Source organism: Streptomyces sp. NBC_00683, from assembly GCF_036226745.1.
Lineage (GTDB): Bacteria > Actinomycetota > Actinomycetes > Streptomycetales > Streptomycetaceae > Streptomyces.
In genome coordinates, this window is sequence record NZ_CP109013.1 from 2420914 (window position 1) to 2437275 (window position 16362).

Below are 16362 nucleotides of genomic sequence, written 5' to 3' on the forward strand. Positions count from 1 at the left end.
CAACGCGTGACCCCGCCGGAAGATTCCCACTGGTGGATTCTCCGGCCCGGCCGCGGTGCCGACGCCCTGATAGTGGCATGTCCTCGCCGGACGCGTCACTCGGGTTTCGCTGTGCGTGCCGAACCCTGCGGGGCCGTCGCTTCCCGCGGCTTCGCGCTGCGCCAGTCCGGATGGCCCGGCATCGGAGGGGTCTTCTCCCCGTACAGCCAGCCGTCGAAGAAGGCGGTCAGGTCCCGCCCCGCGACCCTCGACGCCAGCGTCGTGAAGTGCGCGGTGCTCGCCGACTCGTCCCGGTACTTGCGCACCCAGGTCCGCTCCAGCCGGTCGAAGGCCTCCGCACCGATCTCCTGGCGCAGCGCGTACAGGACGAGCGCGCTGCCGTCGTACACCACGGGCCTGAACAGGCTGATCTTGTTCTCCGGGGACGGAGCGTCGGGATGCGCCGGCGGACCGCCGGCGGCTCGCCATGTGTCGGACCGGGTGTAGGCCTCGCGCATCCGCCGCTCCATCGGCTTCTGTGCGTGCTCCTGCGCGTAGAGGGCCTCGTACCAGGTGGCGTGGCCTTCGTTGAGCCACAGGTCGGACCATGCCTGGGGGGAGACACTGTTGCCGAACCACTGGTGGGCCAGCTCGTGCACCATGATCGAGTCGACGTACCACTCGGGGTACCCGGGCGTGGTGAACAGGGACCGCTCGAAGAGCGACAGCGTCTGGGTCTCCAGCTCGAAGCCGGTCTCGGCGTCCGCCACGAGCAGCCCGTACGTCTCGAACGGATAGGGGCCGACCTGTGCCTCCATCCAGGCCAGCTGCCCCGGGGTCTTCCGCAGCCACGGCTCCAGCTTCTCCCGGTCCGCCGCCGGGACGACGTCACGCACGGGCAGCCCGTCCGGGCCGTTCCGCCGCAGGACGGCGGAGCGGCCGATGGAGACCTGCGCCAGCTCCGTGGCCATCGGGTGCTCCGTGCGGTACGTCCAGGTCGTCGCGGTTCCGTGTCGTCGCGTTCCGCCGGGCAGCCCGCCCGCCACGACCGTGAGGTCCTTCGGGGCGGTGACCCGGAAGGTGAAGTACGCCTTGTCCGAGGGATGGTCGTTGCCCGGGAAGACCCGGTGCGCCGCGTCGGCCTGGTTGGCCATGGCGAGGCCGTCGGCCGTACGGACCCAACCGCCGTCGGCCGTGTCCCCGGACGGATCGCTCGTGTGCCGGACGGTGATGTTCACGGGTACGCCGGCCGGGAGCCGGGCGGGGGCCCGGACGATCAGGTCCTCGTCCTTGAGTGCGAACTCGGACCGCAGCCCGTTGACCTCGACGGCGCGGACGTCACCGCGGGCGAAGTCGAGATTGATCTGTTCCAGTGGCGCGGTGGTCCGCGCCCCGATCCTGGTGACGGCATCGAGCGGCTTGGTGTTGCTGCCGTGGTAGGTCAGCGAGATGTCGTACGAGAGGACGTCGTACCCGGGGTTTCCGAGCTGAGGGAACAGGCGGTCGCCGATGCCGAGCGGTACTGGCGTGGGCACGGTCGCGGCGACAAGGGTGGCCGACGCGGTGACCAGCAGAGCGGCCCGCAGTCGACGGGAGATGAGCGGCATGGACTACGGCTACCAGCGGGAACGCCCCACGCGGGGGTGCCGCGCGCCGCGCCACCCGAACGGGGTCGTAGAGGGATCCTCACGGCTGGATACCCGGACGTCCGGCGTGGTCCGATGAAAGGACCGGCGCCGGCGGGACGTGGCGTGACGGGACAGAAGGGCCGTGGCGGTCAGCGGGTCAGGCGGTCGCCGCGGGCTGCTGGGCCCGGCTCACGTCGTACACACCCGGTACGTCGCGCATCGCCCGCATCAGGCCGGGCAGCCCTGCCGCGTCCGGGAGTTGCAGCGTGTAGGTGTGCCGGACGCGCTGTTCGCTGGGCGGCTCGACGGTCGCTGCGACGATGGCCGCGTCCGCCGTCGCGATGGCCTCGGTGAGATCGGCGAGGAGCCTGGGGCGTCCGAAGGATTCGGCGACGAGGGTGACCCGGTAGTCGGCCGCGTCGCTCCAGCCACCCGTGTCGTTCCAGCGGGCCCCGACAGCTGCCCGGCCGAGCGACCGCATCCGGGCCACCGCGGGACATTCACCCCGGTGCACGGTGACGGCTCCTCCGCGCACCGTGAAGCCGATGATGTCGTCGGGGGGAACAGGAGTGCAGCAGCCGGCCAGACGGACCGGGGCGCCCGGCCCGTCGACGGCCACGCTCGCGGCGCGGCCTCCCGCCTTGCCGCGGCCGTTCGCCGGGTCGTCGGCCGGCTGGGTCTGCGGCCTCGGGGAGGCCGGGCGGCTTCCATGAGGTCCCTGCGCGTCGCCGGGGTTGGCCTCGAGCCAGCCGGTGATCGCGATCCGTGCCCCGGGGGTACGGGCATGGTCGAGCCACTCGGGAGAGGGGCCGGAGGAGGCGTCCTGGGCGAGCAGCAGCTGCACGGTGTCGCCGTCGTTCAGAACGGTGCTGAGCGTGGCCAGGCGGCCGTTGACGCGGGCGCCGATGCAGCCGTGCGCCTCTTCGCCGTACTGCGCGTACGCGGCGTCGACGCAGCTGGCCCCGGCGGGTAGCCCGAGCGTCCCGCCGTCGGTGCGGAAGACGGTGATCTCACGGTCCTGGGCGAGATCGGCCCGCAGCGTGGTCCAGAACGTGTCGGGGTCGGTGGCGGACTCCTGCCAGTCCAGGAGCCGGGAGAGCCAGCCGGGCCTGGTCGGGTCGGCGCGCTCACCGTCGGTGGGTTCGGCCTGCAGCGCGGCGGTCGCGTTGTCGGGGGTGTACGGGTTGCCGAGCGCGACGACGCCCGCCTCCGCCACCTTGTGCATCTGGTGCGTCCGGATGAGGACTTCGGCGACCGCGCCCTCGGGGCCCACGACGGCGGTGTGCAGCGACTGGTAGAGGTTGAACTTGGGCGCTGCGATGAAGTCCTTGAACTCGGAGATCACCGGGGTGAAACAGGTGTGCAGTTCACCGAGGACGGCGTAGCAGTCGGCGTCCTCCCCTACCAGCACCAACAGCCGTCCGAAGTCGGTGCCACGCAGCTCACCCCGTTTGATCCTGACCCGGTGCACCGAGACGAAGTGACGCGGTCTGATGAGGACTTCGGCGGTGATGCCGGCATCCCTCAGTGTGGATCTGACGCTTTCGGCGATCTCCGCGAGCGGGTCCTGCGCCTTTTCCGACGCGGTGATCAGAGCCCGGGTGTCCTCGTACTCCTCGGGATGGAGAATCGCGAAGACAAGGTCCTCGAGCTCGGTCTTGAGGGCCTGCACGCCGAGCCGTTCGGCGAGCGGGATGAGGACGTCGCGGGTGACCTTGGCGATCCGTTCCTGCTTCTCGGGACGCATGACACCGAGGGTCCGCATGTTGTGCAGCCGGTCCGCCAGCTTGATCGACATGACCCGGACGTCGTTACCGGTGGCGACGAGCATCTTCCGGAAGGTCTCGGGTTCGGCTGCCGCGCCGTAGTCGACCTTCTCCAGCTTGGTGACTCCGTCGACCAGGTAGCAGACCTCGTCGCCGAACTCCTCCCGGACCTGATCGAGGGTCACCTCGGTGTCCTCCACGGTGTCGTGGAGGAGAGAGGCGGTCAGGGTCGTTGTCTCGGCGCCGAGTTCGGCGAGGATCAGGGTCACGGCCAGCGGGTGCGTGATGTACGGCTCGCCGCTCTTGCGCATCTGACCGCGGTGGGACGACTCGGCAAGCACGTAGGCCCGACGGAGGTTATTGAGGTCCGCGTCCGGGTAATGGGCACGGTGGGTCTCCGCAACGTGTCCGATGGCGTCCGGCAGCCGGCCGCGTGAGGCAGGCCCCAGCAGGGCAACACGGCCGAGCCTGCGCAGATCGATCCGCGGACGACTGCGCTTGCGAAGGGGAGCACCTGGATTGGTGGCCTCTGCGCTCATGGGGCACCTCCGGCAACGTCGACCGGCGGTGAGGAGATGCGGTTGCGCCTCCGGGCCGGTGCTTGATGCTACCGACCCCAGCACGCGGCGCAGTCCAGCTCTCGCTCAGCGTGAAACGGATCACCCATTCGAGCGAAGCTCTACCCGATCACCGTTTCGAGCCAGGCCGGGTCGATCAAGCCTTCGGCGACGATCACGGCGGGCCCGGTCATGTCGACGCCACCGTCCGGATGCTCGGTGATCACCAGTGTGCCGCCGGGGAGATCCACCGTGTACGTGGCGGGGGTACCGGTCTCCGCCGGGTCCACACCATCCCTGCGGGCGGCGGCGACGGCGACGGCGCAGGCGCCCGTACCGCAGGAGCGGGTCTCCCCCGAGCCGCGTTCGTGGACGCGCATCGCGACGTGGCGCGGGCCCCGGTCCACGACGAACTCGATGTTGACGCCGTCCGGGTAGACGGAGGCGGGGCTGAACGGCGGCACCGAGCGCAGTTCCCCCGCGTGTGCCAGGTCGTCGACGAAGGCGACGGCGTGCGGATTGCCCATGTTCACGTTGCGGGCGTCCCAGTTACGGCCGTTCACCGAGACCGTGACGCCGTCCTCGGGAAGCACGGCGCGTCCCATGGAGACCGTGACGTCGCCGTCCTTGGCGATGTGCACCTTCTTGACCCCGCCCCGGGTCGCGACGGCCAGATCGCCTTCGGCGACGAGTCCGGCGCGCTGCAGATAGCTGGCGAAGACGCGCACGCCGTTGCCGCACATCTCGGCGATCGAGCCGTCGGAGTTGCGGTAGTCCATGAACCACTCGGCCCGGTCCGCCATGCCTCGCGCCTCGGGATGCGCGGCGGACCGTACGACGTGCAGCAGACCGTCGCCGCCGATGCCCGCCCGGCGGTCACAGAGCCGGGCGACGACGGAGGCCGGCAGGCCGACGGTGTTGTCGGGGTCGGGAACGATCACGAAGTCGTTCTCCGTGCCGTGTCCCTTGAGGAAGGGAATCTGCGAAGTGCTCACGAAGCAACTGTACGAGGCCTCGCCGACAGTCCGCAGAGCCGGGGCGGCCGAGCCGGATCCGGCAGGCCGGACCCGGTCCCCTCAGCGGGACCGGGGGCGCTCCGTCAGCGGAGCCGCGCCACGCGCCAGACGGCCAGGGCGACGAGTCCGGCGCACACGGCGACGTACAGGCCGATCACCCGCCAGTCGGGGCGCTCGCTCGATCCTCTGGACGGCAGTCCGGGCCACGTGTGGCCGACACGGCGGGCCGCCATCATGCCCCAGCCCGCGGCACAGCAGCTGATGAGCAGTCCCAGCATGGCCACGACCGCGCCACCGTCGCCGAACTCGAAGGCGAGCGGGAAGGCGAACATCAGGGAGCCGAGGGCGGCAAGCATGATGATCGGTGCGAGCTGCCAGATCCGCATGCGGCGGGCGGGGCGCAGCTCGACTTCGACCTCGGGGGTCACGTCGTGCTCGTCGGGCCCGTCAGGGCTCAGTCGTCCTGCCTCGTGCTGCGTATCCGGTGCGTCCTGGTCTGTATCGCGAGGGCCGGCCTCCATCGCCACGCGCCCTCCCAACTCGGACTCCACTGGTCGATCGATGCTCGATGATGGCACGGTCCCGGGCACCGAAATGACGCGCTGAGCGTCCCGATGCCATCACGTGATCAGGCTGTAACCGCTCGTTCGACCAACGCCAGCGCCCGGTGCGGGAGTTCCCCGCGCCGTTCCTCGGCGCCGCTCAGCCAGTGAACTCGCGGGTCGCGCCTGAACCATGAGTCCTGGCGGCGCGCGAAGCGTTTGGTGGCGCGTACCGTCTCGGCGCGCGCCTCTTCCTCGGTGCACTCCCCGGCGAGCGCCGCGAGCACCTGCTGGTAGCCGAGCGCCCGGGAGGCGGTGCGCCCCTCGCGCAACCCCTGGGCCTCCAGGGAACGCACCTCGTCGACGAGGCCGGCCTCCCACATCCGGTCCACCCTGGCGCTGATCCTCGCGTCGAGTTCCGGGCGCTCGACGTCCACACCGATCTGGACGGCGTCGTAGACCGCCTCGTCCCCCGGGAGGTTGGCCGTGAAGGGTTTGCCCGTGATCTCGATGACCTCCAGGGCGCGGACGATGCGGCGTCCGTTACTGGCCAGAATGGCCCGGGCGGCGTCGGGGTCCGCCGCGGCGAGCCGGGCGTGCAGCGCGCCGGAGCCACGTTCCGTCAGTTCCTGTTCGAGCCGCCCGCGGACCTCGGGATCCGTACCGGGGAATTCCAGGGCGTCGATCGCGCCCTTCACGTAGAGACCGGAACCGCCCACCAGTACGGGTGTACGCCCTTGGTCGATCAGCCGGTCGATCTCCGCACGGGCGAGCCGCTGGTACTCGGCGACACTGGCTGCCTCGGTGACGTCCCAGATGTCCAGCAGATGGTGGGGAATGTCACCGCGCTCGGGGACCGTCAGCTTCGCTGTGCCGATGTCCATCCCCCGGTAGAGCTGCATGGAGTCGGCATTGACCACTTCACCACCGAGCTGCTGGGCAAGGAACACTCCCAGATCGGACTTTCCGGCTGCGGTGGGACCGACGACGGTGATGACGCGGGGTACGGGAGCTGATCTTCTCACCGCGACAGTGTCCCAAACCCTGGGACGCTTCCCGGACAAGTGCGCTTCACACACCGGATGCGGACTCGTCGCCCGGTCGGCTCGACCGGACACTCCGAGTAACGCGCTTTCCATCCCACACCAGTAAAATGTGACGACAGTCCCCCAGCACGGAAGGTGACCCATGGGTTTCCTGGACAGCCTGAAGGCCAAGCTGGCCCCGGCCAAGGAAAAGGTCGGTGACCTCGCGCAGCAGCACGGGGGCAAGATCGAACAGGGCCTCGACAAGGCCGCTCGGACCGTCGACCAGAAGACCAAGGGCAAGTACAGCGACAAGATCGTGTCCGGCACGCAGAAGGCCAAGGACGCGGTCGACCGCCTGGGTCACAAGAACGACGGTGGTACGCCTCCGGCACCGCCCGCGCCGCCCGCTCCCTGACCCGGGAGTGAATACACCTGAGGCCCGTGGCGCGCGAGCGCGCCACGGGCCTCAGGTGTGTCGACGGCCGTCCGCTCTTCCTCACGACCAGGCGGCAACGGCATAGCCCACGCCGTAGGGAGCCTCCTCGTACAGCAGCTGCCCGCCGAGCCCGGCCCCCTGCGCGGCGCCCGCGAGCACCTGCCACGGCGCCCGGCCCGCCGCCTTCAGCTCGTACGCGAGCGACTCGTCCAGCGAGCCCAGTGCGGCGAGGTCCGCGGCGCCCAGCGCACGGGCCACCGCGGTGTCGAAGTCGATCGCGCGCTCGTCCAGGTAGCCGGGCGCCTTGACCGTGCGGCAGGCGCTTCCGTCGCCCATCACCAGCAGGGCCACCCTGTCCGCCCTGCCGGCCAGGTCCCGTCCGGCCTGCACGCAGCGGTCGGCGGCCAGGGGCTCGCCCACCCCGAGCGCTTCGACGGGTGCGCCGGCCCACCGGGCGCGGGCCAGCAGCCAGGCACCGACGGCAAGGGATACCGGCAGCGGGCGTTCGGGAACCGCAACCCCTGCGGGTGCCTCCCCCAGCCGCACCGCGAGGTCGACGCCGAACCCCGCGAAGGAACCGGGCGAGCCCGAGGGATACGGCCCACGGGCCTCCGGCTCCGCCGGCCCGACCACGATCAGCAGATCAGGCCGCGCGGCGGCGAGCACACCCAGTGCGTCGACGCACGCGGCACGCGCGGCGTCGAGCTCGGGCGCGGCTCCTGCCGCCACCTCGGGAACCAGGAGCGGCGGGCAGGGACAGACGGCGGCGGCGACAAGCATGCCGGTCAGCGTACTGCGGCCGTCCCCGGTGGCTGCCCCGGGCAGGCAGCCCCCGCTGCTGCCCCGGGGCAGCAGCTGCGGTCACCACCCGGACAGGCTGCTCCCGGGCCGGCCGTCAGCCGATGCCGCATCCCGGGGCCGCGGCGGCGGGCAGCGGGGCCGGGACGCCGATGCCGGGCAGACCCAGCATCACTCCGGCGGGCTCGGCGGCAGCAGCCCCCGCCCGCTTGTCCCAGGCATCTCCCGACCGGGTCCGCCGTACGCCCAGGGGCGCGCCCTCGGCGAGGAGGTGGTGCGGAGCGGCATAGGAGATCTCGACGGTCACCACGTCCCCGGGACGCACCTCCTGCTCCGGCTTGGTGAAGTGGACCAGGCGATTGTCCGGCGCCCGGCCGGAGAGCCGGTGCGTGGCACCGTCCTTGCGCCCCTCGCCCTCGGCGACCATGACCTCCAGGATGCGGCCGACCTGCTTCTTGTTCTCCTCCCAGGAGATCTCCTCCTGGAGGGCGGACAGGCGCATGTAACGCTCCTGGACGACCTCCTTGGGGATCTGCCCCTCCATGTCGGCGGCCGGGGTCCCGGGACGCTTGGAGTACTGGAAGGTGAAGGCGTTCGCGAAACGCGCCTCGCGCACCGCGTGCATCGTCTGCTCGAAGTCCTCCTCGGTCTCACCCGGGAAGCCCACGATGATGTCGGTGGAGATGGCCGCGTCCGGCATCGCGGCGCGCACCTTCTCGATGATCCCGAGGAAGCGGTCCTGACGGTACGAGCGCCGCATCGCCTTCAGGATCGTGTCCGAGCCCGACTGCATCGGCATGTGGAGCTGCGGCATCACGTTCGGCGTCTCGGCCATCGCGGCGATCACGTCGTCGGTGAAGTCGCGCGGGTGGGGCGAGGTGAACCGCACGCGCTCCAGACCGTCGATGCCGCCGCAGGCGCGCAGCAGCTTGGAGAAGGCCTCGCGGTCACCGATGTCGGAGCCGTACGCGTTCACGTTCTGGCCGAGCAGCGTGATCTCGCTGACGCCCTCGGCGACCAGCGCCTCGATCTCGGCCAGGATGTCGCCGGTGCGGCGGTCCTTCTCCTTGCCCCGCAGCGCCGGGACGATACAGAACGTGCAGGTGTTGTTGCAGCCCACGGAGATCGACACCCACGCGGCGTACGCGGACTCGCGGCGGGTGGGCAGCGTGGAGGGGAACGCCTCCAGGGACTCGGCGATCTCGATCTGCGCCTCCTCCTGGATGCGCGCACGCTCCAGGAGCACCGGCAGCTTGCCGATGTTGTGCGTACCGAAGACCACGTCGACCCAGGGCGCCCGGCGCACGATGGTGTCGCGGTCCTTCTGCGCGAGGCAGCCGCCGACGGCGATCTGCATCCCGGGGCGCTTGGTCTTCATCGGGGCGAGCCGGCCGAGGTTGCCGTAGAGCTTGTTGTCGGCGTTCTCACGTACCGCACAGGTGTTGAAGACGACGACGTCGGCGTCGCCGTCGGAGCCCTCCGGGGCGCGCACGTATCCGGCGTCCTCGAGCAACCCCGACAAGCGTTCGGAGTCGTGGACGTTCATCTGGCACCCGTAAGTGCGTACCTCGTAGCTCTTCTGGACGTCCACTGCTTCGCTCCGGTTGCCGCTGCTCATGGGACAAGGGTAGGCGCTGGCGGCGCCCCTCCCGCCGCCGGAGCCTCTGCCCGCCGTCCGGCCTGGCCAGGACGGGGGGCGGCCTGGCAGGATCGCGCCATGCTGCACGCACTGTCCCGATTCGGCCGACGACGCACCCTTCAGGGGGGCGCAGTCGCCGCTGTCGTTCTCGGGCTGCTGCTGTGGTGGGTGCTCCCGCTCGGGGAGCCGGAGCCGAGCGGATCGCTGACCTTCTCCACCGGTGTACGCAGCGGGGTCTACCAGCTCTACGGGCAGCGGCTCGAGGGCTCGCTGGCCAAGGACATGCCCAAGGTGTCGATAGAGCTGCAGACCAGCGAGGGGTCGCAGCAGAACATCGAACGGGTCGCGATGGGGAAGGCGGACTTCACCATCGCCACCGCCGATGCCGTGACCACTTACCTGCAGAGCGGCAAGCCCGGTGGCGCACGGCTGCGCGGCTGCGTCCGGCTGTACGACGACTACGTCCAGCTGATCGTGCCCAGGGGCTCGAAGATCCAGAAGGTCGCCGATCTGCGGGGCAAGCGCGTGGGCGTGGGCCAGAAGGGGTCGGGGGTGCGCCTGGTCGCCGACCGGCTGATGACGGCGGCAGGCGTCGACCCGGCCGGGGACATCACTCCGGTCTCCGCCGGTATCGACACGATGCCGGCCAGGCTGATGGACGACCGGCTGGACGCCTTCTTCTGGTCGGGAGGTCTGCCGACCGGTGCGGTGCAGGAGCTCTCGGAGCGGTTCGCCATCCGCCTGGTGCCGCTGGAGGACCCGCTGATCACGGAGCTCCAGGCAGCCGGCGGGTCCACCCGCCACTACCGCTCGGCCGTGATGCCCGCCGACGCGTACCTGAACGCGCAGCAGGGTCAGGCCGTGCAGACCGTCGCGGTCGCCAATCTGCTGATCACGACGGATCGCACGGATCCGCTGATGACCGAGGCATTCACCCGGACCGTGATCGACAGCCGGGACCGGATTGGCCGCGAGGTGCACGCGGCGCAGCTGGTGGACCTGCGGACCGCGATCTACACCGATCCGCTGCCGCTGCACGAAGGCGCCAAGCGCTACTACCGCTCGGCCAAGCCCTGAACCCTCCGCATCACGCGTGCGGAAGGTTGCGCGGCACGCCGACCGTCACCCGCAGACCGTGCGGTTCGTGCTTGTCGTAGCCGATTCTCCCGCCGCCCGCGGCGAGCAGCACCCGGGCGATCGAGAGCCCGAGGCCCGACCCCTTGACGTTCTGGTGCCGGTTGCTGCGCCAGAAGCGGTCACCGATGCGCTCGAGTTCCTGCTCGGTCAGGCCGGGCCCGCGGTCGGCGACGACCACCGTGGCGACCGCGCCGTCGGAGGCGACGGTGACCCGGACCTCCTCGCCCTCCGGGGTGAACTTCAGCGCGTTGTCGACGACGGCGTCCAGGGCGCTGGAGAGCGCGATGGGGTCGGCCCAGCCGGTCACGGCGGACGCACCGTCCAGCACCAGCCGTACGCCCTTGTCCTCGGCCACCGGGCGCCACGAGGCCACGCGTTCGGCGGTGAGCGCCCCGATGTCCGTGAGCTGGAGATCCGCCGCGGCGTGTTCGGCCAGGGCCAGGTCCAGCAGATCGTCCAGGACGTGGGCCAGGCGCTTGCCCTCCGTGCGCACCGAGGCGATCTCCTCGTTGCCCTCGGGGAGTTCGAGTGCGAGGAGCTCGATCCGCAGCAGCAGCGCGGCGAGGGGGTTGCGCAGTTGGTGCGATGCGTCGGCGACGAAGGCACGCTGCTGCTCCAGCACGTCCTCGACGTTGTCGGCCATCTCGTTGAACGAGCGTGCCAGGCGCCTGAGTTCGGGCGGGCCTCCGGACGCGACGACCCGGGACCTCATCCGGCCGCTGGCGATGTCGTGGGTCGCCGCGTCCAGGATCCGTACGGGCAGCAGCACCCACCCGGTGAGCCGGAAGGCGGCGCCGACCGCCACCAGCATCGCCACGGCCTCACCGAGAGCGATCAGCAGCCAGCCGCGCAGCGTGCGGGACCGCATCTCACCGGTGGGCGAGTCGGTCACGACGACAGCGACCACGTCGCCGTCGCGCACCACGGGTGAAGCGACGACGATCCGGCCGTTCTGCCACGGCCACACCTGGGGCGGGTCATGGGAACGGCGGCCGAGGAGTGCCTCCTCGAACGCTTCACGCCCCTCCCCCTCGACGGGCAGGGTCCAGGAGGCGGGCGCCTTCGCGAGGGCCCTGTCGTCCCGGTAGAAGACCCCTGCCCGGATCCCGTACACCGAGTCGTAGGCCTCGAGTTCGGTCTGGAGTATCCGCTGCCGCTCGTCGTTGCCCCCGACGGGCTCACTGACGAACTGGGCGAGTGCGGCGAAGCGCGCCGTGTCGTCGATCCGGTCGATGACGACCCGCTGCTGTTCGGCGGCGGCCACCCGAACGGCCAGCGGGAAGCCGAGCGCGAGCAGCACGGCGGCCATCAGAACGATGAGCAGGGGAAGCAGACGGGTACGCACCTGGAACGTTCGCCCCTACGCGGACGGCGGGACGAGCCGGTAGCCGACGCCCCGCACGGTCTCGATGAGTGCGGGAAGGCGCAGTTTGGAACGGAGCGACGCGACGTGCACCTCGAGGGTGCGCCCCGTTCCCTCCCAACTGGTCCGCCACACCTCACTGATGATCTGTTCCCGGCGGAAGACCACGCCCGGGCGCTGGGCGAGCAGCGCGAGGAGGTCGAACTCCTTGCGTGTGAGCTGGACCTCGTGATCGTCGACGCTGACCCTGCGGGTCGGCAGTTCGATGTGCACGGGCCCGACCCGCAGAGCTGCGAGGGGGGTCTGCCCGGTGTCCTCGCCGGCCGTCCTGCGCCGGGCGACCGCATGGATCCGGGCAAGGAGCTCGCCGGTGTCGTAGGGCTTGACGACGTAGTCGTCCGCGCCGAGGTTGAGGCCGTGGATCCGTGAGCGTACGTCGGCACGCGCCGTCACCATGATCACCGGGATCGCGGAACGCTTGCGGATCTTCCCGCACACCTCGTAGCCGTCCTGGTCGGGCAGCCCGAGGTCGAGGAGGACGACCCCGAAGGGCTCCTTGTCCGCGGGCAGCAGCGCCTGCAGGGCCTCCTCGCCGTTGCGGGCGTGCACGACCCGGAACCCGTGCCGCGCGAGCACGGCGGACAGGGCCGCCGCGACGTGATCGTCGTCCTCGACGAGCAGCAGTCTCATGGCCCCCCTCTCCGCTTCCCGACATTTCGGGACGATTGAAACTGTGGGTGATGTTGCGCGGCTGTTCCGCTCCGCGAACCTTCTCGTACGGCGACGATTCACGCCATCCCGTACCAGGGCATCCACTCCGATGACGGGTATGCCAGTCAAGGCCCAGCCCGTTACCACTGGGTTTCCGTTATCCACCCGGTACTCCGACGTGCGCCTCGTGACGCCCTGTTCACACGGTGTGTCCGGTTGCGGCCGGATCGTTATGCTCAATTTCCGCTCAGATGTAATGACGCTGGTAGCACTGCGTCACTAGGGTCTTTCCCTAACCGAGGAGGACGGAGCAAAAAGCCGATGAGCGGAGTTTCAGTGACCAAGGCCGCCGAGGATGCCGCACCTGCGGGAGACGACCTTGTCGTACTGAGCAACGTCAACAAGCACTTCGGCGCGCTGCATGTGCTCCAGGACATCGACCTGACCATCGCCCGTGGCGAGGTCGTCGTCGTCATCGGGCCCTCCGGGTCCGGGAAGTCCACGCTGTGCCGCACGATCAACCGCTTGGAGACGATCGACTCGGGCGCGATCACGATCGACGGCAAGCCACTGCCCCAGGAGGGCAAGGAGCTGGCCAGGCTGCGCGCCGACGTCGGCATGGTCTTCCAGTCGTTCAATCTCTTCGCGCACAAGACGGTGCTCGAGAACGTGATGCTGGGCCAGCTCAAGGTCCGCAAGATGGACAAGGCGGCCGCAGAGGACAAGGCACGTTCACTGCTCGACCGGGTGGGCGTGGCAACACAGGCCGACAAGTACCCTTCGCAGCTCTCCGGCGGTCAGCAGCAACGCGTCGCCATCGCACGCGCGTTGGCGATGGACCCCAAGGTCATGCTGTTCGACGAGCCGACGTCCGCGCTCGACCCGGAAATGATCAATGAGGTGCTGGAGGTCATGCAGCAGCTCGCCCGGGACGGGATGACCATGGTCGTCGTCACCCACGAGATGGGCTTCGCCCGCTCCGCGGCCAACCGGGTCGTCTTCATGGCGGACGGGAAGATCGTCGAAGAGGCAGTGCCCGACCAGTTCTTCAGCAACCCGCGCAGTGACCGGGCCAAGGACTTCCTGTCGAAGATCCTTCACCACTGACCCCGCACGACTGTTCTCCGGACCAGCTGAACACTCACATCGCGTCAACCCAGGGATTTCACCATGCAGCTTCGTAAGGTCACCGCCGCCTCGGCCGCCGTGCTCGCGCTCGCCCTCACCGCCACCGCTTGTGGTTCCGGAGACAAGGACGACGCCGCGGGATCCGGCGGCGGCGAGAAGATCACCATCGGTATCAAGATCGACCAGCCCGGCCTGGGCCTGAAGACGCCCGACGGCAAGTTCGCCGGCTTCGACGTCGACGTCGCCACGTACATCGCCAAGGAACTCGGCTACGACGCCAAGAACATCAACTTCGTCGAGACGAAGAGCGCCGACCGCGAGACCGCCATCGAGCGCGGCGACGTGAAGTTCATCGCGGCGACGTACTCCATCAACGACGAGCGTCAGCAGAAGGTCGACTTCGCGGGCCCGTACCTCCTGGCTCACCAGGACGTCCTCGTCCGTGCCGACGACGACTCCATCAAGTCGCCCGAGGACCTCAACGACAAGAAGCTGTGCTCCGTCACCGGTTCGACCTCCGCGAAGAACGTCAAGGAGAAGCTGGCCCCCAAGGCTCAGCTGCAGAACTACGGCGGCTACTCCGAGTGCCTCACCGGCCTGGAGAACGAGGCTGTTGACGCGCTGACCACGGACGACTCCATCCTCGCCGGATACGCGGCGCAGGAGGCCCACAAGGGCAAGTTCAAGCTGGCCGGCTTCAAGATGACCAACGAGAACTACGGCATCGGCCTGAAGAAGGGCGACGCCGACCTCAAGAAGAAGATCGACGCCGCGCTCACCAAGATGGTCTCGGACGGTTCGTGGGAGAAGGCGGTCGAGGCCAACTTCGGTCCCGCCAACTACAAGTACGAGCCCGCGCCGAAGGTCGGCAACATCGTCAAGTAGGGCTCCCATCGCCGGGCGGTCCGAAACCGGGCTGATGAGGTGCGCCGCCGTCGAGGCGGCGCACCGAGCCCTCCCCACACCTGGAAGCACGGGAGATCGTGTTCGACTTTCTTGAAGGTTACGACCTACTGGGGGCCTTCTGGGTGACGGTGAAACTCACCGTCTACTCCGCCCTCGGTTCCCTCATATGGGGAACGCTGCTGGCCGGTATGCGGGTCGGCCCGGTCCCTCTGATGCGCGGGTTCGGTACCGCTTATGTGAACATCGTCCGCAACATCCCGCTGACTGTGATCATCGTCTTCGCGTCGCTGGGCCTCTTCCAGACCTTGCAGGTCACCCTCGGGGGCGGCGACGACTTCGAGGTCATCAACTTCCGGCTCGCGGTGCTCGCGCTCGCCCTCTACACGGCCGCCTTCGTCTGCGAGGCGCTGCGCTCGGGCATCAACACGGTGCCGGCGGGCCAGGCCGAGGCGGCAAGGGCACTCGGCCTGAGCTTCACCCAGGTCCTGCGCCTGATCATCCTCCCGCAGGCCTTCCGATCGGTCGTCAACCCGCTGGCCAACGTGCTGATCGCGCTGACCAAGAACACCACCGTCGCCGCGGCGATCGGCGTGGTCGAAGCGGCGTACCTGATGAAGGACATGATCGAAGCAGAGGCTCAACTGATTCTGATCTCCGCCATCTTTGCGTTCGGATTCATCTGCCTCACCCTTCCGACCGGGCTCCTCCTCGGCTGGGTGAGCAAGAAGGTGGCGGTGAAGCGATGACGACGTCTGTCCTCTTCGACGCACAGGGGCCCCGCGCCAAGCGGCGCAACGTCCTGTACTCGGCCGTCTTCGTCGTGGCTCTCGCCGCGGTGATCTGGTGGGTCTACGGCGCCCTCAACGAGAAGCACCAGCTCGACTGGGTCAAGTGGGAGCCGTTCTTCACGAGCTCCCAGCCGTGGGAGACCTACCTCTGGCCGGGGCTCCAGAACACGCTCAAGGCCGCGTTCTTCGCCCTGCTGATCGCGCTGCCGCTCGGAGCGCTGTTCGGTATCGGCCGACTCTCCGACCACCGTTGGATGCGGATGCCGTCCGGCATCGTCGTGGAGTTCTTCCGCGCCATCCCCGTCCTGATCCTGATGATCACGGCGAACGCCGCGTATTCGGAGTTCACCGACATCGCCAGCGACGTGCGTCCGCTGTACGCCGTCGTCACAGGTCTGGTGCTGTACAACGCCTCGGTCCTCGCCGAGATCGTGCGGGCCGGCATCCTGTCCCTCCCCCAGGGGCAGACGGATGCCGCCAAGGCGATCGGCATGCGCAAGGGCCAGACCATGCGGTACGTGCTGCTGCCGCAGTCGGTCACCGCCATGCTGCCCGCGATCGTCAGCCAGATCGTCGTCATCGTGAAGGACACCGCTCTCGGCGGTGCGGTGCTCACCTTCCCCGAGCTGCTCGCGTCGGTCCGTCCGATGAGCGCCAACTACGGTGCGAACACCATCGCGTGTTTCACGATCATCGCGCTGATCTTCATTGCGGTGAACTTCGCACTCACCTCGTTCGCGAGCTGGCTCGAAGGCCGGCTGCGCCGCGCGAAGAAGAGCACGGGCGCAGTGGTCGGCGTCGCGCCGGACGGTGGTCTGGAGACCATCGAGGCACCGCCGGTCAAGTCGGACGACACGCACCAGGTCTGACGGATCGTCGGTCGAAGAACCACTGGGGGGCGCCGGCGCAGATGCCGCGCCCCCCGCCACGTTCCGTTGTC

Annotated in this window: 15 protein-coding genes; 6 read left to right on the forward strand and 9 right to left on the reverse strand. The window is 69.4% G+C overall.

The features are described 5' to 3' along the window. Nucleotides 1–95: 95 nt before the first annotated feature. The 5 genes from OG257_RS10540 to miaA form a co-directional block, all read right to left on the reverse strand. Complete coding sequence (locus OG257_RS10540; protein ID WP_329206746.1) at nt 96–1586, reverse strand: M1 family metallopeptidase; 1491 nt, start codon at nt 1584–1586, stop codon at nt 96–98. A 178-nt stretch (nt 1587–1764) separates the two neighbouring features. Continuing rightward, nucleotides 1765–3912 carry a RelA/SpoT family protein gene (locus tag OG257_RS10545; protein WP_329206748.1) on the reverse strand — a complete coding sequence of 716 codons (2148 nt, stop codon included), beginning with the start codon at nt 3910–3912 and terminating at the stop codon, nt 1765–1767. Nucleotides 3913–4052: 140 nt separating this feature from the next. Beyond that, the gene (dapF, locus tag OG257_RS10550; protein ID WP_329206750.1) at nt 4053–4925 is read right to left on the reverse strand and encodes a diaminopimelate epimerase; all 873 of its coding nucleotides are present in this window, start codon (nt 4923–4925) and stop codon (nt 4053–4055) included. A 104-nt stretch (nt 4926–5029) separates the two neighbouring features. Then, the gene (locus OG257_RS10555) at nt 5030–5467 is read right to left on the reverse strand and encodes a hypothetical protein (RefSeq protein ID WP_329215016.1); all 438 of its coding nucleotides are present in this window, start codon (nt 5465–5467) and stop codon (nt 5030–5032) included. A gap of 107 nt (nt 5468–5574) precedes the next feature. After that, the gene (gene miaA, locus OG257_RS10560; RefSeq protein ID WP_329206751.1) at nt 5575–6513 is read right to left on the reverse strand and encodes a tRNA (adenosine(37)-N6)-dimethylallyltransferase MiaA; all 939 of its coding nucleotides are present in this window, start codon (nt 6511–6513) and stop codon (nt 5575–5577) included. Nucleotides 6514–6676: 163 nt separating this feature from the next. Here miaA and OG257_RS10565 point away from each other — a divergent pair, with 163 nt between their 5' ends. Next, the gene (locus tag OG257_RS10565; RefSeq protein ID WP_329206752.1) at nt 6677–6931 is read left to right on the forward strand and encodes an antitoxin; all 255 of its coding nucleotides are present in this window, start codon (nt 6677–6679) and stop codon (nt 6929–6931) included. An 81-nt stretch (nt 6932–7012) separates the two neighbouring features. Here OG257_RS10565 and OG257_RS10570 read toward each other — a convergent pair whose 3' ends face one another. Both OG257_RS10570 and miaB read right to left on the reverse strand, forming a co-directional pair. Continuing rightward, entirely contained in the window at nt 7013–7732 is a 720-nt protein-coding gene (locus OG257_RS10570) for a class III extradiol dioxygenase subunit B-like domain-containing protein (protein WP_329206754.1), read from the reverse strand. Nucleotides 7733–7847: 115 nt separating this feature from the next. Then, nucleotides 7848–9368, reverse strand: coding sequence for a tRNA (N6-isopentenyl adenosine(37)-C2)-methylthiotransferase MiaB (gene miaB / locus OG257_RS10575; protein WP_329206755.1), 1521 nt, complete (start codon nt 9366–9368; stop codon nt 7848–7850). Between the two features lie 99 nt (nt 9369–9467). On the opposite strand from miaB, the gene OG257_RS10580 reads away from it, so the two are divergent. Further along, nucleotides 9468–10466: a TAXI family TRAP transporter solute-binding subunit gene (locus OG257_RS10580; protein WP_329206757.1), complete on the forward strand. Its 999-nt coding sequence runs from the start codon at nt 9468–9470 to the stop codon at nt 10464–10466. Nucleotides 10467–10476: 10 nt separating this feature from the next. Here OG257_RS10580 and OG257_RS10585 read toward each other — a convergent pair whose 3' ends face one another. Further along, nucleotides 10477–11871, reverse strand: coding sequence for a sensor histidine kinase (locus tag OG257_RS10585; RefSeq protein ID WP_329206759.1), 1395 nt, complete (start codon nt 11869–11871; stop codon nt 10477–10479). A gap of 15 nt (nt 11872–11886) precedes the next feature. Then, a complete protein-coding gene (locus OG257_RS10590; RefSeq protein ID WP_329206760.1) occupies nt 11887–12579 on the reverse strand; it encodes a response regulator transcription factor in 693 nt (230 codons plus the stop codon). Nucleotides 12580–12921: 342 nt separating this feature from the next. Here OG257_RS10590 and OG257_RS10595 point away from each other — a divergent pair, with 342 nt between their 5' ends. From OG257_RS10595 to OG257_RS10610, 4 genes are all read left to right on the forward strand, one after another. Next, nucleotides 12922–13707 carry an amino acid ABC transporter ATP-binding protein gene (locus tag OG257_RS10595; RefSeq protein ID WP_329206762.1) on the forward strand — a complete coding sequence of 262 codons (786 nt, stop codon included), beginning with the start codon at nt 12922–12924 and terminating at the stop codon, nt 13705–13707. A gap of 63 nt (nt 13708–13770) precedes the next feature. Further along, nucleotides 13771–14613 carry a glutamate ABC transporter substrate-binding protein gene (locus OG257_RS10600; protein ID WP_329206763.1) on the forward strand — a complete coding sequence of 281 codons (843 nt, stop codon included), beginning with the start codon at nt 13771–13773 and terminating at the stop codon, nt 14611–14613. A 98-nt stretch (nt 14614–14711) separates the two neighbouring features. Continuing rightward, nucleotides 14712–15380 (forward strand): amino acid ABC transporter permease, encoded by a 669-nt coding sequence (locus tag OG257_RS10605; protein WP_329206764.1) that lies wholly within the window; start codon nt 14712–14714, stop codon nt 15378–15380. Beyond that, nucleotides 15377–16291 carry an amino acid ABC transporter permease gene (locus OG257_RS10610; RefSeq protein WP_329206765.1) on the forward strand — a complete coding sequence of 305 codons (915 nt, stop codon included), beginning with the start codon at nt 15377–15379 and terminating at the stop codon, nt 16289–16291. The genes OG257_RS10605 and OG257_RS10610 overlap by 4 nt, the downstream gene beginning before the upstream one ends. The last annotated feature ends 71 nt before the right edge of the window (nt 16292–16362 follow it).